Source organism: Paenibacillus sp. p3-SID867 (assembly GCF_025142895.1).
Classification (GTDB): Bacteria; Bacillota; Bacilli; order Paenibacillales; family Paenibacillaceae; genus Paenibacillus_AQ.
The window spans coordinates 1-18285 of record NZ_JAMBDM010000002.1 but is presented as its reverse complement, the minus strand read 5'-3'; the positions used below and the strand labels follow the sequence as shown (position 1 = coordinate 18285).

Genomic DNA, 18285 nt, shown 5'->3' with positions numbered 1-18285 from the left:
TCCTCACACTGTAGGAGATATTACGAAAAAAAGACCACCTCGGTGGTCTTCGTGGCACAATATTACGCGCTCAGTACTTTTCTGCCTTTTTGACGGCGGTTAGCCAATACTTTGCGTCCGTTCTTCGTGCTCATTCTTTTACGGAAGCCATGTACCTTTTTACGTTTGCTTACATTCGGTTTGAAAGTCGGTCTCATGATTAATGCACCCCCTTACAGGAATATGTCTTACCCATATTTTAAGATCATAACGTCAATCGACGCACTTTCACGGAAGAATAGACCGCGATTTGTTGAACCGACGTCTATGGACGTATCTCTTGTAAACAGACCGCTAAATGGTAGCGGATAATGTTCTCATCTTCACAGAAAATGCCTTTATACATTTAATCACGTTCAGGCCCAAAAGTCAAACCTTACTTGACCTCGGCAAGCACTTAAGTTTTCCACAAGTAGTCATTATTGCTAGTTTTGAATTATCCACATGGGGATAACCTATTTGAACACGTTGTGGATGCATTTTTCGATCCATGTAACGCCTTTCATCCCTCGCATGCCCCTTATTTACACAAGAGCTATAAAGGAGTAGTATAAATAATTGAATTTAAGTTGTATACAAGTATACACCTAAGAAGGAGCTGCATTGTTTTATGAAAATAGGCATGATCGGTCTGGGGAAAATGGGCCTCAATCTGGTTCAGAATCTGATTCATCATCAGCATCAGGTCGTAGCTTACGACTTAAATACGCAATTGGTCGATCAGGCTGCCCAGTGCGGTGCCGAAGCCGCAGCATCAACTGAATTGCTCGTTGCGAAACTGGATAAACCCCGCATCGTATGGATGATGGTGCCTGCCGGAAATATCGTGGATTCCGTCATTGATTCTCTCACTCCGCTCCTCGAGTCCGGTGATATTCTGATTGACGGCGGCAACTCGCATTATAAGGATTCCAAAACCCGTGCAGCACGTCTGGCGGACCAAGGCATTCATTATTTTGATGCCGGCACTTCCGGAGGCATGGAAGGCGCCCATCATGGTGGCTGCTTTATGATTGGGGGCAATCGCGACATATTCACCAGCATTGAGCCCCTGTTTAAGGATATGGCTGTCGAGAACGGTTACTTGTATGCCGGTGAAAGCGGCAGCGGCCATTTTCTGAAGATGGTCCATAACGGAATCGAATACGGCATGATGCAATCCATTGCGGAAGGCTTTGAAGTATTGGAAAAAAGCGCATTCGACTTCAACTATGAGGATGTCGCCCGGGTATGGTCCAATGGATCCGTCATTCGCAGCTGGCTCATGGAGCTGACGCAAAACGCATTTTCCAAGGATCCGAAGCTGGATGGCATCAAAGGCGTGATGAAATCGTCCGGCGAAGGAAAGTGGACCGTAGAAACGGCACTTGAGGTACAAGCCAGCGCACCGGTTATCGCCATGTCGCTGTTTATGCGCTATCGTTCCCTTGACCAAGATACGTTCCACGGCAAAGTCGTTGCAGCGCTGCGTAATGAATTCGGCGGCCATGCGGTTGAGAAGTCGGAATAACGTTGATTCTCTTCTATAACCTGCTGCTTCTTAAGGGCATCATGTCATAGCCTCATCATGGTCCCTTCTCCTTTCGATGTGGTATCATTACCACTAGAGAAAATTAGAATCAGTACGGATTGGAGAATTATGCTATGAAATTTCCCTCAACATGGCTTCAGGGAGCCTCTCTAGGAGAGGCCATCGCCAGTGAACTGAGATTGCAGATTATTAGTGGCACCATCAAGCGCGGAGAAATCCTGTCCGAGAATCGGATTGCAGGTGAATTCGGCACCAGCCGATCTCCTGTGCGGGAAGCAATGAAAACGCTGTCCAGCGAAGGATTGATCCAATTGGAGCGCATGGGCGCCGTTGTCATGGGCTTATCGCTTAAAGAAGTAGAGGAATTATACGATGTTCGTTTCCTTATCGAGAGCTTTGTACAAGGCCAGGTGTTTGCGAATCCCCAGCCGGAATTAATCCAGCATTTAAAACAAATCGTCGATCGGATGGAGCTTGCAGCCAAACATCAGGACCCGGTTGAATTCTCCTATCAGGATTTGGCTTTTCATGAACGGATCATTACGGAGGCGAACCATAAACGGATTCTTCATTTGTGGAAGAGCATTCGCCCTATCGTAATCACAGTCATGTTAATTACGACCCGTCAGGTGTTTGGTGGCGGAGGCACCAAGATTCGGTATGTCATGGACAAGCATCTTCAGCTAATTGCAGAGATGGAATCCCTGGATCCGGCACGGATCCAAACGGCGGTTCAACATTACTTCGATGATTCCCGTCAGACGCTTCATCTTAGTTTTCCGGAGGGTTAGCTTAATCCTCCCTTCCTCCGTCTTACGAAACACTGTGCATGCTCTAAGTTGTCGACAAGTATACAATAGAATTCGCCTTTGTTTTGGGTATACTACCGCAGAACAGCTCGATATTAACCATTTCCCAATTCAAAATGGGTAATCTTTAGGAGGAAGCAAGATATGAATTCACTATTCGGTCTCAGTCATAATGCTACCTTAATGATCTGGACACTGCTGACGATCGTCTTCCTGATCGTGCTGATTTCCAAATATAAATGGAATCCATTCGTAACTTTATTGATCTCCGCACTGATCCTTGGTCTATTGACGGGTATGCAGCCTGCGGATGTGATTACTTCGATAACCGGTGGTCTTGGCGGAACGCTTGGAACGATTGCAATCGTTATCGCCCTAGGTACCATGCTCGGAAAAATGATGGCCGAATCCGGCGGCGCTGAACAAATCGCCACCACCCTCGTGGACCGCTTCGGCGAGAAGCGCGTCCACTGGGCCATGATGATTGTAGGCTTTATTGTCGGTATTCCCGTATTTTTCGAGGTTGGGGTCATCCTGTTGATTCCCATTGTCTTCACAGTTGCACGGAAAACGAAAATGTCCCTGCTGCACATCGGCATTCCGATTTTGGCCGGATTGTCCACCGTTCACGGTTTGGTACCACCGCATCCTGCTCCAATGATTGCTATTGAAGCTTATGATGCCGACCTTGGCATGACGATTCTCTACTCGTTCCTGGTCGGGATCCCCGCAGCGATACTAGCCGGCCCGGTGTTCGGCAAATTCATCGGCAAACGAATCCGAACCGAACCGCCCGAGGAACTTGCCGAGCAGTTTTCAAGCAAAGCAGAGCGCGGTTTGCCAGGTTTCGGCATCACGTTGTTTACCATTTTGCTGCCGGTCATACTGATGCTTATCGGTTCCGCAGCTGATATTATCGATCCGGAATCTACCAGCTTCATTTCCTTGTTCTGCAAATTTATCGGCCATGAAATCATTGCCCTGCTCATTGCTGCGGTCTTCTCCTTCTTCTCGCTTGGATTCGCCCGCGGCTTTAACAAACATGATCTGTCCCGCTTCACCAGCGAATGTCTCGCTCCAATCGCTACGATCATTCTGATCATCGGCGCAGGCGGCGCTTTCAAGCAGGTTCTGATCAACAGCGGCGTCGGCAATGCCATCGCCGAAATTGCAACCGGTGCAAATATCAACGTGATCCTGTTTGCGTGGCTTGTCGCGGCACTCATTCGGATCGCAACAGGTTCTGCAACCGTAGCCATGACAACCGCCGCAGGAATCGTTGCTCCTGTGCTCGCGATGACGCCCGGCGCCAACGTTGAGCTAGTGGTGCTCGCTACCGGAGCAGGCTCCATCGTACTGTCCCACGTGAACGATGCCGGCTTCTGGATGGTAAAAGAATTCTTTAACATGACGGTAGCCCAGACACTGAAGTCCTGGACCGTAATGGAGACGATCCTGTCCCTGACCGGACTCGTGTTGGCTCTCGTTCTCAATGTAATTGTATAATGAAGCAATAAGACACATGGGGGCTCCTTGGAATGCTGATATTTTAAGTTGCGAACCGGGTGCCCTTACGTAGAAAGAAGGTATGTCTCATGAGTACTCAGAACTATATGATCGGTGTCGATATCGGAACAACCAGCACCAAGGCCGTCCTTTTCAAAGAGAATGGTGAGGTTGTAGCCAAGGCCGGCGGTGAATATCCGCTGCTCACCCCTACTCCCTCTACGGCGGAGCAAGATCCGGAGCAAATCTTTCAGACTGTCATTTCCTCTGTTCAAGGGGTCATGACGGAGAGCGGGATAGATCCTGCTCAAGTTCTATTCGTTTCTTTCAGCGCGGCCATGCACAGCGTCATCGCCGTTGATAGCCAAGGCAGCCCGTTGACTCGCTGCATTACATGGGCCGACAACCGCAGTGCTGCCTGGTCTGCGAAGCTCAAAAAAGAACTCGGCGGCATGGAGCTGTACCTTAGAACCGGAACTCCGATCCATCCGATGTCACCTGTGACAAAGCTGATGTGGATGCGTCATGAGCTGCCCTCCCTCTTTAATCAAGTAGCCAAATTCATTTCGATTAAAGAATATGTTTATTTCAAACTATTCGGCCAATATATTGTAGACCACTCCATTGCCTCCAGTACCGGGATGATGAACCTTGAGGAACTGGCTTGGGATCAGCAGGCGCTGGAGCTCGCTGGCATCACGGAGGACCATTTATCTAGGATAGTACCAACTACACATATCATGGAAGGCCTGAAAAGCGAGTATGCCGCAGCCATGGGGCTCTCCACTTCCACACCTTTCGTGCTTGGAGCTGCCGACGGCGTCCTGTCGAACCTCGGCGTGAATGCCATCAAGCCGGGAGTCGTTGCCGCTACCATCGGTACGAGCGGTGCGATCCGTACGGTTGTCGACAAGCCGATGACCGATCCGAAGGGTCGTATTTTCTGCTACGCATTAACGGAGAAGCGCTGGGTAATCGGCGGCGCGGTTAACAACGGCGGCATGATTTTCCGCTGGGTTCGCGATGAATTTGCCGCCTCTGAGGTCGAAACCGCCAAGCGGCTCGGCATCAATTCTTATGATGTACTGACCAAAATCGCGGACCGTATTCCGCCAGGCTCGAACGGGCTGCTATTCCACCCGTACCTAACCGGAGAACGCGCGCCGTTATGGGATCCGAATGCCCGCGGATCGTTCTTTGGCTTAACCCTGAATCATAAAAAGGAGCATATGATCCGCTCCGTGCTGGAGGGCGTGATCTTTAATATGTATACCGTTCTGCTGGCGATGGAGGAACAAATCGGCCGACCGGCCAAAATTCACGCCACCGGCGGTTTCGCCCGTTCACCGATCTGGCGGCAGATGATGGCGGATATTTTTGACCAGCAGGTGATCGTGCCGGAGAGCTACGAGAGCTCTTGCCTTGGCGCCGTAGTCCTCGGTCTGTACGCTACAGGAAGAGCGGATTCGCTCGACATTGTAGAGACGATGGTCGGCGGTACGCATGAACACCAGCCTGTGAAGGAAAGTTCTGATGTTTATAAGGCTCTGCTGCCGATCTTTATCCGCATTTCGCGGAAGCTGGAAGAAGATTATGAAGCCATTACCGAATTCCAGCGCCGATTCGAGCAATCGTAAGATTACTATAGAAGGAAAAACCTCGATTCGACGAATATTCTTAGAAGAAGCAGACCTCGTGAAGATATTGTTTTTCTTGCGATATAAGGTAGGTCATGCTTCGAGGTTTATATTTTCTGAAATCTATTAAAAAAAGCCCGTTTTCGATGGATCCGATCCATTGCGAAAACGGGCTTTTTTTGTCTTAATGCCTGAGAAAAAAATATCCACAGTGAGAATCCCATACCGAAAATTCCCGCTGCCTTACACATAAAAAAGTAGAAATCGCTGTGCTACGGATTATCATATATCCATTTCGAGGCCTGATTCCTTTCCATATGCCCGGATTTCATATACCTAGCCCACATTCTCAACCCGTTTCTCATCTTCATAAGTATGAACATAAATCGGCTCGCCGCGGCCAAATGAAGCCCTATATTCGATGCTCCCGCTTCCCGAATCGGCATATTTGCGTACTTTAGTCCCTCCATATGAAACACTTTCTTCGAATAATAGCCCTGGGCCCACACGGTAATAAGAACCAAAGTGGCGGCAAGAGCGAGTAGTACCCCTATTCTTCTCCAACTCATGGACTTCCCTTCCGTCCGCATCCGTGGTTCCCCCCGCTCCGAAAAAAAGTCCTCAATTGGCAATCTATCGATTCCAATTGAAGACTATCCACAGTCATTTTTCACCTTTGGTCGATTTATTGACTGCTAGAACATTCAACCATAAGTTATGAACAGATGGTGAGAGAAGAAAATTCTGCTTGCGAATCGGACAACCTGTGAATAATTTTTTGCGCTTTGAGGCCAATGATGTCGAAGGCTAAACAAATTATAAACAATATATAGTGGTGTGAATAAAAATTATGCACAACGTATTGAATTTGTGGATAAATTAGCGACATACATTGAAAATAAGGCCTTCTTTTGCTATGATGATATTACTTTTGGTTGTGAATATGTGAATGAAGCTATAATATTATCAACAGGCTGTGGATAAAGTTGTGAACAATTTCAATTTATCCATATTTTTTTGTTTCCACAGGAGTTAGTTCTGGGGATAATTAGACATCATTCATTTTCTTTCGACAATTCCACACATGGCTCTAGCCACATTTGGAAGATTTAAAGGAGTGACAGTTTTGGAAAGCCATACTTCCGAATTATGGCAAGAAATATTATCGATCATACAAACCAAGCTGAGTAAACCGAGTTTTGACACTTGGTTTAAAGCTACCAAGGCATTGACCATTACCGATCACTCCGTCGTCATTTCCGCACCGACAACGTTTGCTGTGGAATGGCTGGAGAGCCGATACACCAAGCTGGTTAGTGCAACCGTATTGGAGGTGGTGGGCAAGCAGGTGGATGTCCGCTTCGTCATTGAGGAGGCCAAAGGACACGAACCTGTGCCGCAGCAGATCTCGCCGCCGCTTGAAATATCCGGGGAAGAAATTCAGTCTCATATGCTGAATCCGAAGTATACGTTTGATACCTTTGTCATCGGTTCAGGCAACCGGTTCGCCCATGCTGCCTCGCTCGCTGTTGCCGAAGCTCCGGCTAAGGCGTATAACCCATTGTTCCTATATGGTGGAGTTGGACTTGGAAAAACCCACTTAATGCATGCCATCGGCCACTATATTTTGGAGCACAATCCCAGCAGCAGAGTCGTGTATATTTCCTCCGAGAAATTCACCAACGAGTTCATCAACTCCATTCGGGACAACCGCGCTGAAAGCTTCCGCAACAAGTACCGCAACGTCGATATTCTGCTCATTGACGATATTCAGTTCTTGGCAGGCAAGGAATCGACGCAGGAGGAATTTTTCCATACGTTTAACGCCCTGCACGAAGAGCGGAAGCAGATTATCATATCCAGTGACCGTCCGCCCAAGGAGATTCCGACGCTGGAAGAACGGCTCCGTTCCCGGTTCGAATGGGGATTGATCACCGATATTCAACCGCCGGATCTGGAGACGCGGATTGCCATTCTCCGCAAGAAAGCGAAGGCCGAGAATCTGGATATTCCGAACGAAGCCATGATGTATATCGCCAATCAGATCGATACGAACATTCGTGAACTCGAAGGTGCCTTGATCCGTGTCGTTGCCTATTCCTCCCTGACCAATCAGGACGTAACAACGCATTTGGCAGCCGAAGCCCTGAAGGATATCATCCCGTCCAGCCGGCCGCGAATGATTACGATTCAGGACATCCAGCAGAAGGTCGGCGAGTATTACAACCTCAGGCTGGAAGACTTCAAAGCCCGCAAGCGAACCAAAGCCGTCGCATTTCCGCGGCAAATTGCCATGTACCTGTCCCGCGAATTAACCGACTATTCCCTTCCCAAGATCGGAGAAGCATTCGGAGGCCGGGATCATACCACTGTCATCCATGCCCATGAGAAGATTACCCAATCTCTGAAAAACGACCAGGAGCTGTTTAAAGTGGTCAATAATATTACGGAGAAAATCAAAAATCCAACCTGAACAAGTTCAAAGCCTATGCACAATCTATACACATGTGGATAGGCTTAATTTTATGGCATTTCTGGGGCTTATCCACATATTCAGTGCCCCTATTACTATTACTAATAATAATTAATAAATAATTTAACCATAAAGAGGGGGATCCTCTTGGCATTCGCCAAGGTGAAAAAACCCCTCTCATTTTTCCGTAAGGAGTGAAATTGATGAAAATCAGCATATTAAAAAATGTATTAAACGAATCCATTCAACACGTATCCAAGGCGATTTCCAGCCGAACTACGATTCCGATCCTCAGCGGCATTAAACTGGATGTCACGTATTCGGGTGTCACACTAACTGCTAGCGATACTGATATTTCCATTCAATCGTTTATTCCTGCGGAAGATGAGAAGCACACCATCGTCCAGGTAGAGCAGCCTGGTAGCGTTGTGCTGCCGGCCAAATTTTTTGTTGAAATCATCAAGAAACTCCCTTCCCAAGAAATCCAGATGGAGGTAAAAGAGAACTTCCATACCTTTATTTCTTCGGGAGCTACGGAAATTCAGATGGTGGGCTTGGACCCCGAAGAATTCCCGGTACTGCCTAACATTGAAGACAGCCAAACCGTTTCTTTGCCTGGAGATCTGCTGAAAAACATGATCAAGCAAACGGTATTCTCCATTTCCACCCATGAAACAACGCCTATTTTGACCGGGGTATTATGGAGTTTGAACGATAATGAATTGAAATTTACCGCAACAGACCGCCACAGATTGGCAACTCGCTCCGCACAGCTGGACAATGCACAGGATATTTCGTTCAACAATGTCGTCATTGCGGGTAAAACGCTGAATGAGCTGAGCAAAATTATTCCGGACCAAAATACGCTGGTGGATATCGTTGTGGCCGATAATCAGGTATTATTTAAAATTGACCGTGTTCTGTTCTATTCCCGTATACTGGACGGCATTTATCCCGATACTTCTAGAATTATTCCAACATCGCATAAAACAGAACTCGTTTTGGACACAAAAAAATTAAGCGAGTCGATCGACCGCGCCTACCTGCTCTCCAAAGAGGAGAAAACGAACATTGTTCTCCTGCAAACGATGGAACAAGGCGGCATTGAGATCTCTTCCAGCTCCTCCGAGCTTGGTAAAGTGCGTGAAGAATTGGATCTGATCGATTTCAAAGGGGAGCCGCTGCGCATCTCGTTTAACTCCAAATACATGCTGGACGTGCTAAAGGTGGTTGAAAGCGAACAGCTGATGATCGCTTTCATGGGGGTTATGAGCCCGATCATTCTTAAACCGCTCGACGACAGCAAGAGCCAATATATTATTCTGCCGTACCGTACGGCCAATTAAAGTTATCCCCATGTTGATAGGGATGAAAGGACGAGGTCATGAAACAAATATTTATCCACAGTGAATATATCAAGCTGGATCAGTTCTTGAAGCTTTCAGATTGCGTATCCACAGGTGGGATGGCGAAGGCGCTGCTTGCGGAAGGAGCGGTTCTGGTCAACGACGAGAAGGAAGAGCGGCGCGGACGCAAACTGGTTCCCGGCGACATCGTCAAGGTAGAGGATTGCGGGACGTTTCAGGTGGCAGCACAATAGACAGCCTCCCGCAGCCGCTTTGGCGCTAAGCGCGGAAGACGAGGGAGAGGATAAGCTTGTTTGTCAAAAATGTCAGCCTGCAGCATTATCGAAATTACGAGAAGCTGCAGCTTGAGGCGTTTGGCGATGTCAATTTGATCATCGGACGCAATGCCCAAGGAAAGACGAATTTGATGGAGGCGCTCTTTGTGCTTGCTTTAACGAAGAGCCATCGTACCTCCAAGGATCGCGAATTGATTGGATTCGAGCAGTCCAGTGCACATATATCAGCCGAGATTGATCGCAAGTACGGCCCTTTGAGGCTGGAGCTGAGTTTGTCTCAGCAGGGGAAGAAGGCAAAAATCAACGGACTCGAGCAGCGGAAGCTTAGCGATTTCATCGGCTCGCTCAATGTCGTGATGTTTGCGCCCGAGGATCTGGAGATTGTCAAAGGCACGCCGGGGGTTCGCCGCCGGTTTCTTGACATGGAGATCGGGCAGGTCGCGCCAAGCTATCTGTTTCATCTGCAGCAATACCAGAAGGTGCTCGTGCAGCGCAACAATCTGCTGAAGCAATTATGGGGGAAGGGCAGCGCCGAACAAGCGATGCTGGACATTTGGAACAGCCAATTGGCAGAACATGGTGTTAAAATCGTCAAGAAGAGGAAACAATTTATAAAAAAGCTGCAAAAGTGGGCTGAGAGCATTCATCAGGGGATCACCAACGGCCTTGAAGATCTCTCTTTGCACTACCTTCCGTCCTTTGCTGACGCGGAGGAAGAAGATGAAGCTGTCTTATTTGAGACATTTATGATAAAATTATCACAAATGAAAGAGCAAGAAATACGGCGTGGTATGACATTGGCAGGTCCTCATCGAGATGATCTGGCTTTTTATATTAATGGCAAAGAAGTCCAAACGTATGGATCTCAAGGTCAGCAGCGGACGACGGCGCTATCTTTGAAACTGGCTGAAATCGAGCTGATACAGGAAGAGATCGGTGAATATCCGGTGCTGCTTCTGGATGATGTGCTTTCTGAATTGGATCCGTACCGGCAGACACAATTGATCGAGACATTCCAGAGCAAAGTGCAGACATTCATCACGGCGACGGGCATTGAGAGTTTGAATACCGACAAATTGAAGGGTGCCAGCATTTTTCATGTCCATGACGGACAGGTGGGCTCTTAAGGAGTGATTCCATATGTATATTCATTTGGGCGGAGAGAAGATCATCCGTTCGTCGGAGCTGGTTGGGATTTTTGATATCTCGATAGAGAAATCTTCAAAAATCTCCAAGCAGTTCGTCACGCATGCCCAGCAGCATAAAGTCGTGGAGATGATTGGCGAAGAGGATCCGAAATCCATTGTGGTGACGAAGTCGATCGTTTATTACTCTCCGATCTCCTCTGCAACGCTTAAGAAACGAGCAAATCATTTTGTAGCTCAGGCATAACAGAATCTGTAGAAGTAGGTGAAGGCATGTCTATGAATCAACCGACATATGATGAGAATCAGATTCAGGTACTGGAAGGATTGGAAGCCGTTCGTAAACGTCCCGGGATGTATATCGGGTCTACCAGTGCCAAGGGTTTGCATCATTTGGTATGGGAAGTTGTGGACAATAGTATTGACGAAGCGATGGCGGGAATATGCGACCATATCGAAATCATTGTCCATGAGGATAACAGTGTTACCGTTGTCGATAACGGGCGCGGAATTCCGGTCGGCGAGAACGCCAAGCTGAAGAAGTCGACGCTGGAAGTCGTTATGACCGTCCTTCATGCCGGCGGTAAATTTGGCGGCGGCGGATATAAAGTATCCGGCGGTCTGCATGGTGTTGGTGTCTCGGTCGTGAATGCACTGTCTTCGAAAGTCGTGGTTCAAGTCAAACGTGACGGGCACATCTACCAACAGGAGTATCATCGCGGCGTACCTCAATATGATATCAAGGTCATCGGGGATTCCGACGATACGGGTACAACCGTAACCTTCCTGCCGGATCCGGAGATTTTCACGGAAACAACGGAATATGATTACAACACGCTGCTTACACGGATTCGTGAGCTGGCGTTCCTGAATAAGGGCATTGCGCTTACGCTGACGGATGAACGTACAGGTGCCTCCGACTATTTCAAATACGAGGGCGGAATCATTGAATACGTCAAGTTCCTGAATGAGAAGAAGGAAGCACTGCACGAAGACCCTATCTATGTTGAGGGCTCACGGGATAATATTCAGGTCGAAGTATCGCTCCAGTATAACGACAGCTATACCGAGAATATTTATTCTTTTGCAAATAATATCAACACGCACGAAGGCGGAACGCATGAATCCGGCTTTAAGAGTGCGCTCACTCGGATTATCAATGACTATGCCCGCAAAACGGGATTGATCAAAGATAACACCAACAACCTGTCGGGTGACGATGTGCGTGAGGGATTGACGGCAATCATCTCGGTCAAGGTACCGGAGCCGCAGTTCGAAGGACAAACCAAAACCAAGCTCGGCAACAGTGAAGTGCGCGGTATTGTGGAATCCTTGTTCGCGGAGAAGCTGCAGGAGTTCCTGCAGGAGAATCCGTCGGTTTCCCGTCGGATCCTGGAGAAGGCGCTCCAGGCATCACGTGCTCGTGAAGCGGCGCGTAAAGCCCGCGAGATGACACGCCGGAAGAGTGCGCTTGAAGTCAGCGCATTGCCAGGTAAACTGGCAGACTGCTCTTCCAAGGATGCCTCCATCAGTGAGCTGTACATCGTCGAAGGCGACTCTGCCGGCGGATCCGCCAAGCAGGGACGCGACCGGCATTTCCAAGCCATTTTGCCGCTTCGGGGTAAAATTCTCAACGTGGAAAAGGCGCGGCTTGACCGCATCCTCTCCAATGCGGAGATCCGGGCGATCATTACGGCGCTGGGCACGGGGATTGCGGAAGATTTTGATCTGTCCAAGGCCCGTTATCACAAAATCATTATTATGACCGATGCCGACGTTGACGGCGCGCATATTCGTACCTTGCTGCTGACGTTCTTCTACCGTTACATGCGTAAGCTGGTGGAAGCGGGTTATATCTATATCGCCCAACCGCCTCTCTTCAAGATCGAGCGCAATAAGGTGATTCGTTATGCCGGCAGCGAGAAAGAACGCGACGAGATCATTAAGGAATTCGGTGAGAACGTCAAAATTAACGTACAGCGTTACAAAGGTCTCGGCGAGATGAATGCCGGACAGCTGTGGGAGACGACGATGGATCCAGAGAGCCGTACCATGCTTCAGGTGACCATCGAAGATGCGATCATGGCTGATACGTTGTTTGATACCCTGATGGGCGATAACGTTGAACCGCGACGGGATTTCATTCAAGAGCATGCGAAGTCAGTCCGTAATCTGGACGTATAAAGTTAATAATCCAAAAAGGGGCATCCCAAGGTCTGAGAAGGCCTCAGGGACTGCCCCTTTATTTTTACGATTGATGCGATTTGGTGTGTTCGCCATATATCCTGAATTTAGGCATTAAATTATATATCGCATAGGCTAACCGGTCTTTTTGGCTTTTTTCTTGCCGGTTAAGTTACGCCCATAAGCGGTTGCATATTTTCTTACTTGATTGTAGATGCTGGGATCCTTGAAAAATTTCTTGAACGGGAACAGAGCAGGTTTGGTATTAACCTCCAAGATCCAGATGTTCCAGCGACCGTCGATGGCAATATCGAGGCCGATTTCTTTCAGCTTGGGATAGGATTTCTGCAGCTGCGATGCGACATTCACCCCAAGCACATTCAGCTCTTTACGGATGTTCTCTGCCTCTTCCGCCGTCATATGCTCGGTCATCAGCGGTTTATAGTGCTGGACTACCCCACCGCTATGGTGGTTGGTAATGATTTTATTCTTGGCCGCTACCCGCCCGATTATTCCTGTGCTCACCCACTGGCCAGAAGGACTCTTCTGAGTAAGTACACGTAGGTCAAAGGGGCGGCCTTTATGGCGAAGCAGATGGATGCCTTGCTGAATGAGATATTCCTTCCCCTGAAACAAAGAGCTCAGTGTTTTATCGAGACTCTCCAGGGAGGTAAATATTTCGGTTTTCTGTTCATAACGAAGCTTGTAGGAAGTGGTCGTGGTTTCGTCGGCATCACCGATTTTGGATTGGAGCTGCTCGACTGACATGACGCCGACGCCATAGGTCCCCCGGTCAGGCTTGATATACACAAGCGTATGTGTGCCCAGCATGTCACCAAGCGCCTCCAATGAATACTGGCGGGTAGAGGGAACATATGAGGCGAGACCTTTATTCTTCAAGAGTATTTTCGTTTTCGCCCACTTGCTTGCAACACGTTGGATAGTCAACCATCTTCATCCTTTCCAGCTGTATGATGGGAGTGACAGGATTTGGCCTGTCTCGTTAACAAACTCGTGTCCATCCGGTTGATTTGAAAGAATCGGGGCATCTCCAGCAAGAGAGCTTAAACCCGGAAAACATAGGACAAGTATGACAAACAGTGGTATAATATAAAGATGTGATGCTACGAAAAGTCCTGTGCAATGCATTGTATGTGAAAAGGGGCACGGAGGACAGGGCGTATATCCCGGTTTCCGGGCAAAAATCATTCTTTCACTTGATCCATCCCGTGTTTAATTGTGCACGGTTTGTGAAAGTAATATAATAAAGGTTAGTGCGTTTTTAGGTTTCTGATCACTATTCTGCTTTTTTCACATAGATCAAGGCATGGTTGATAGGAAAATGAAGGAGGTCCAGCATGGCGGAAGAAAATTTCTCCCAAATCAAAGATCGTGACATTGGTACCGAGATGCGCGAGTCCTTTATGGACTACGCGATGAGTATCATTGTCAGCCGGGCTTTGCCGGATGTACGGGACGGAATGAAGCCAGTACACCGTCGTATTTTATATGCGATGTCTGAACTTGGAATGGCCCCGGATAAACCGCATAAGAAATCGGCAAGAATTGTTGGCGAGGTTATCGGTAAGTACCATCCTCATGGTGATTCCGCAGTTTATGAATCCATGGTTCGGATGGCGCAGGACTTCTCCATGCGTTATATGCTTGTTGATGGACACGGAAACTTCGGTTCCATTGACGGTGATATGGCAGCGGCTATGCGTTATACCGAGGCTCGTTTATCGAAGATTGCTATGGAAATGCTGCGTGATATTAATAAAGAGACGATAGACTTTGCTCCTAACTATGATGGTGAGGAACAGGAACCGGTCGTTCTTCCTGCGCGTTATCCTAACTTGCTGGTAAACGGCGTTTCCGGGATCGCAGTAGGTATGGCTACCAATATTCCGCCTCATAATCTCGGTGAAGTTATCGATGGCGTTCAGGCGATGATTCGAAATCCTGATATCACGCCGATGGAGCTGATGGAATATATTCAAGGACCGGATTTCCCGACAGCGGGATATATTCTGGGACGTGAGGGGATTCGTCAAGCATATCGTACGGGCCGTGGATCCGTTACGATGCGGGCGAAAGCGACCATAGAAGAGAATAACAACAAGGCGCGCATTGTCGTTCACGAGATTCCGTATCAGGTGAACAAGGCTCGACTGGTTGAGAAGATCGCGGAATTGGTTCGCGATAAGCGGATTGACGGCATTACGGATCTCCGCGACGAGTCGGACCGTAACGGTATGCGGATTGTTATTGAGCTGCGCCGGGATGTTAACCCGAATGTCGTTTTGAATAACCTGTACAAGCATACGGCTATGCAGTCTAATTTCGGTATTAACATGCTGGCCATCGTAAACAATGAGCCGAAAATTTTGAACCTGCGCGACGTGCTGTTCTACTATTTGGAGCATCAGGTCATCGTTATCCGTCGCCGGACCGAGTTTGAACTGAAGAAGGCGGAAGCTCGCGCTCATATTCTCGAAGGTTTGCGGATTGCGCTGGATCATCTCGATGAGGTTATTGCCCTCATTCGCGCGTCGCAGACTACAGAGGCAGCTCGCGAAGGCTTGATGGAGCGTTTCGGTCTCAGTCATGAGCAGGCGCAGGCCATTCTGGATATGCGTTTGCAGCGCCTGACCGGACTCGAACGCGAGAAGATTGAGAACGAGTACCAAGAATTGCTTGCCAGAATCGCGGAATTGCGCGAGATCTTGGCTAATGAGCATCTTGTGCTTCAAATTATCAATGATGAGCTCCAAGAGATTAAAGAGCGCTTCTCGGATGAACGCCGTACCGAAATTACGGTCGGGGAAGACAGCATCCTGGATGAGGATCTGATTCCACGGGAAGAAGTGATCATCACCATTACGCATACCGGTTACATCAAGCGTCTGCCTGCGAACACCTATCGCAGCCAGAAGCGGGGCGGCCGCGGCGTTGTGGGGATGGATACGAAGAGCGAAGACTTTGTCGAGCATCTCTTCGTCACGAATTCCCACCACTACCTGATGTTCTTCACGGACAAAGGGAAGGCGTACCGGTTGAAAGCCTATGAGATTCCAGAGCTTAGCCGTACCGCCCGCGGAACGCCGATCATCAACCTGATTCAGATTGAACAGGGCGAGTCGATCAATGCCGTGATCCCGGTGGAGAACTTTGACAGCGATAATTTCTTGTTCTTTGCCACGCGCCAGGGTGTCGTTAAGAAAACTCCGCTTGAGGATTATGTCAATATCCGCAAGGGCGGTCTGATTGCGATCAACCTGCGCGATGATGATTCCCTGATCGAGGTTAAGCTGACAGATGGTCAGCAGGAGATCATCATGGGAACGGCACAAGGCATGTCCATCCGCTTCAAGGAGAGCGATGTTCGCTCGATGGGAAGAAGCGCGACTGGAGTTAAAGGGATTACGCTCGATGACGATGACGAAGTCATTGGCATGGACGTGGTGGACCAGGAGCTTGATATCCTTATTGTAACGACCAAAGGTTACGGCAAGCGGACGCCTGCAAGCGACTACCGCAGTCAGACCCGTGGCGGCAAAGGGATCAAGACCATCAATATTACGGAGAAAAATGGACCGGTTGTGGCACTTAAGGTCGTGAAATCGGAAGAGGATCTCATGATTATTACCGCTAGCGGCACCATCATCCGTACGAGCATGGAGGGCATCTCTACCATGGGCCGTTATGCTCAGGGCGTGAAGCTGATCAACATCCGTGAGGATGATTCCGTCGGTACCGTGTGCCGTGCGGACAAGAGCGATGAGCCTGAAGCGGGTGAAGAGGAAGAAGAAGGTCAAGACGGCACAGAGCCGGTTGAGCCGACAGAAGAGTAAACGATAGTATCGAGCATGAATGCAGATTTGCATTCATGCTCTTTTTTGTCTTACCGGATTACAAATTCAGGGAAATGGTATTGTACAGGCCGCGAAAGACAAACTATAATATATATAATATAAGGTGAAGTTTGCTGCCGTGACGCAGCTTAATAGATGGAGAGGGTTGATCATGACGATCAAAGCCGTGAATGAAGTGGTGGCTGGTGTGAAGCTGGCCAAAGATGTGCATACACCTCTGGGGGGCCTTTTGCTTCAAAAAGGGAAGGTTTTGCTTCCCCGGGATCTAGAGGTATTGAAAGCTTTCATGGTGGACCATGTAATTGTAGAATCCGTTGAAGCAGATAGCACAAGAATACCGACCGTAAAATCTGCCGGAAAGAAGCCGTCGCTGATCTTTACGGGGAATCAACAGGGCAGTGGGAACGAAGAGGCGCCTGTCCGAAAAGACTTGGCCTTGCATGAGGAATACGACAAGACCATGATCCTGGTCAAAAACTGTTACCAGTCCGCCATAACGGGCGAACTGCGAATGTATGAAGTTCGTAATCAAATGGACAACTTATTAAAACACCAACATGAGTATCATATCCTTAAATTCATTCCTCGCATGACCAATCGCCATGATTATCGGTATCACAGTGCCGTGCTATGTGCCCTTTCCTCCTATAAGCTGGCACAATGGGTGGGGCTCCCGCAGAAAGATTGGATGCAGGTTGCCTTTGCAGGACTGCTGCATGATATCGGAAATGCCAAGATTGATCCGATTGTGTTGAACAAACCTTCCAAACTTACCGAAGAAGAGAACGAAGAAGTACGTCAGCATACGACCTACGGTTATCAGATTCTCAAGAATGTTGCGGCGGTGAATGAAGGAGTTCGGCTCGCAGCTCTCCAGCATCATGAGAAAGTAGATGGCTCGGGGTATCCATTGCGGCTGGAAGGGAACAAGATTCATATCTACGCCAAGATTGTTGCTGTTACGGATATCTTTCATGCGATGACACTGGATAAGTTCTATCGGAATGCTCAATCTCCTTATGTTGTGCTGGAACAAATTCAACTAGAGGCCTTTGGCAAGCTGGATCCAAAGATCGTTCAGACTTTTATCCAAAAGGTAACGGCCTTGCATTCAGGTACTCGAGTCCGGTTGAGCAATGGCACTTCGGGAGAAATCGTATTTACGGACGCCCAGCATCCAACGAGACCGATGGTATCGGTTCAGGGAGAGATCATTAACCTGATGCAACAGCGCCAGCTCTATATAGAAGAAGTTATTTATTGATTTTCAAAAAAAGGGTTGACCTACATAGGAATGCTGTGATATATTATTTCTTGCCGCTTCTGAGCGGGAATATATCGCAGCTTTCAATGAAATAAAAGTCTTCAAAAAAAAGCTTGCTAAATAATTGAGAATGTGATATATTATAAGAGTTGCTAGTGCGAACGAGATTCGCCAGTAACA

At 48.3% G+C, this 18285-nt stretch carries 15 protein-coding genes; 12 read left to right on the top strand and 3 right to left on the bottom strand.

Annotated features, from left to right (window positions below; translation table 11 throughout):
• Positions 1–62 precede the first annotated feature (62 nt).
• Positions 63–197, bottom strand: a complete 135-nt coding sequence (gene rpmH / locus M4D81_RS03370) for a 50S ribosomal protein L34 (RefSeq protein WP_006207379.1) — start codon at positions 195–197, stop codon at positions 63–65.
• A gap of 452 nt (positions 198–649) precedes the next feature.
• Here rpmH and gnd point away from each other — a divergent pair, with 452 nt between their 5' ends.
• The 4 genes from gnd to gntK all read left to right on the top strand — a co-directional run bounded on the left by gnd (position 650) and on the right by gntK (position 5522).
• Positions 650–1549, top strand: coding sequence for a phosphogluconate dehydrogenase (NAD(+)-dependent, decarboxylating) (gene gnd, locus M4D81_RS03365; RefSeq protein WP_071219307.1), 900 nt, complete (start codon positions 650–652; stop codon positions 1547–1549).
• Between the two features lie 134 nt (positions 1550–1683).
• A complete protein-coding gene (locus M4D81_RS03360; protein ID WP_100541339.1) occupies positions 1684–2361 on the top strand; it encodes a GntR family transcriptional regulator in 678 nt (225 codons plus the stop codon).
• A 162-nt stretch (positions 2362–2523) separates the two neighbouring features.
• Positions 2524–3885 (top strand): GntP family permease, encoded by a 1362-nt coding sequence (locus M4D81_RS03355; RefSeq protein WP_260064466.1) that lies wholly within the window; start codon positions 2524–2526, stop codon positions 3883–3885.
• 89 nt (positions 3886–3974) lie between these two features.
• A complete protein-coding gene (gntK, locus tag M4D81_RS03350; protein WP_260064465.1) occupies positions 3975–5522 on the top strand; it encodes a gluconokinase in 1548 nt (515 codons plus the stop codon).
• A gap of 272 nt (positions 5523–5794) precedes the next feature.
• Here the strand turns inward: gntK and M4D81_RS03345 are convergent, their stop codons facing one another.
• Positions 5795–6091, bottom strand: coding sequence for a hypothetical protein (locus M4D81_RS03345; RefSeq protein ID WP_260064464.1), 297 nt, complete (start codon positions 6089–6091; stop codon positions 5795–5797).
• 557 nt (positions 6092–6648) lie between these two features.
• On the opposite strand from M4D81_RS03345, the gene dnaA reads away from it, so the two are divergent.
• From dnaA to gyrB, 6 genes are all read left to right on the top strand, one after another.
• Entirely contained in the window at positions 6649–7995 is a 1347-nt protein-coding gene (gene dnaA, locus M4D81_RS03340; RefSeq protein WP_269468904.1) for a chromosomal replication initiator protein DnaA, read from the top strand.
• A gap of 203 nt (positions 7996–8198) precedes the next feature.
• On the top strand, positions 8199–9341 hold the full coding sequence (gene dnaN / locus M4D81_RS03335; RefSeq protein WP_071219301.1) for a DNA polymerase III subunit beta: 1143 nt from the start codon (positions 8199–8201) through the stop codon (positions 9339–9341).
• A 38-nt stretch (positions 9342–9379) separates the two neighbouring features.
• Positions 9380–9595: a S4 domain-containing protein YaaA gene (gene yaaA, locus M4D81_RS03330; RefSeq protein ID WP_009591516.1), complete on the top strand. Its 216-nt coding sequence runs from the start codon at positions 9380–9382 to the stop codon at positions 9593–9595.
• A gap of 56 nt (positions 9596–9651) precedes the next feature.
• Positions 9652–10764, top strand: coding sequence for a DNA replication/repair protein RecF (recF, locus tag M4D81_RS03325; protein WP_260064459.1), 1113 nt, complete (start codon positions 9652–9654; stop codon positions 10762–10764).
• A 13-nt stretch (positions 10765–10777) separates the two neighbouring features.
• Positions 10778–11029: an extracellular matrix regulator RemB gene (gene remB, locus M4D81_RS03320; protein WP_071219299.1), complete on the top strand. Its 252-nt coding sequence runs from the start codon at positions 10778–10780 to the stop codon at positions 11027–11029.
• 26 nt (positions 11030–11055) lie between these two features.
• Positions 11056–12966: a DNA topoisomerase (ATP-hydrolyzing) subunit B gene (gene gyrB, locus M4D81_RS03315; protein WP_071219298.1), complete on the top strand. Its 1911-nt coding sequence runs from the start codon at positions 11056–11058 to the stop codon at positions 12964–12966.
• A 135-nt stretch (positions 12967–13101) separates the two neighbouring features.
• Here gyrB and M4D81_RS03310 read toward each other — a convergent pair whose 3' ends face one another.
• Positions 13102–13914 (bottom strand): YheC/YheD family protein, encoded by an 813-nt coding sequence (locus M4D81_RS03310; protein ID WP_260064457.1) that lies wholly within the window; start codon positions 13912–13914, stop codon positions 13102–13104.
• 410 nt (positions 13915–14324) lie between these two features.
• Here M4D81_RS03310 and gyrA point away from each other — a divergent pair, with 410 nt between their 5' ends.
• Together gyrA and M4D81_RS03300 are read left to right on the top strand one after the other, a co-directional pair.
• Entirely contained in the window at positions 14325–16820 is a 2496-nt protein-coding gene (gyrA, locus tag M4D81_RS03305; RefSeq protein ID WP_071219296.1) for a DNA gyrase subunit A, read from the top strand.
• Positions 16821–16992: 172 nt separating this feature from the next.
• A complete protein-coding gene (locus M4D81_RS03300; protein WP_260064456.1) occupies positions 16993–18105 on the top strand; it encodes an HD-GYP domain-containing protein in 1113 nt (370 codons plus the stop codon).
• The last annotated feature ends 180 nt before the right edge of the window (positions 18106–18285 follow it).

Coding starts and splice junctions, on each gene's coding strand:
- rpmH (WP_006207379.1), bottom strand. CDS start 197: ATGAGACCGACTTTCAAACCGAATGTAAGCAAACGTAAAAAGGTACAT.
- gnd (WP_071219307.1), top strand. CDS start 650: ATGAAAATAGGCATGATCGGTCTGGGGAAAATGGGCCTCAATCTGGTT.
- M4D81_RS03360 (WP_100541339.1), top strand. CDS start 1,684: ATGAAATTTCCCTCAACATGGCTTCAGGGAGCCTCTCTAGGAGAGGCC.
- M4D81_RS03355 (WP_260064466.1), top strand. CDS start 2,524: ATGAATTCACTATTCGGTCTCAGTCATAATGCTACCTTAATGATCTGG.
- gntK (WP_260064465.1), top strand. CDS start 3,975: ATGAGTACTCAGAACTATATGATCGGTGTCGATATCGGAACAACCAGC.
- M4D81_RS03345 (WP_260064464.1), bottom strand. CDS start 6,091: ATGAGTTGGAGAAGAATAGGGGTACTACTCGCTCTTGCCGCCACTTTG.
- dnaN (WP_071219301.1), top strand. CDS start 8,199: ATGAAAATCAGCATATTAAAAAATGTATTAAACGAATCCATTCAACAC.
- yaaA (WP_009591516.1), top strand. CDS start 9,380: ATGAAACAAATATTTATCCACAGTGAATATATCAAGCTGGATCAGTTC.
- remB (WP_071219299.1), top strand. CDS start 10,778: ATGTATATTCATTTGGGCGGAGAGAAGATCATCCGTTCGTCGGAGCTG.
- gyrB (WP_071219298.1), top strand. CDS start 11,056: ATGTCTATGAATCAACCGACATATGATGAGAATCAGATTCAGGTACTG.
- gyrA (WP_071219296.1), top strand. CDS start 14,325: ATGGCGGAAGAAAATTTCTCCCAAATCAAAGATCGTGACATTGGTACC.
- M4D81_RS03300 (WP_260064456.1), top strand. CDS start 16,993: ATGACGATCAAAGCCGTGAATGAAGTGGTGGCTGGTGTGAAGCTGGCC.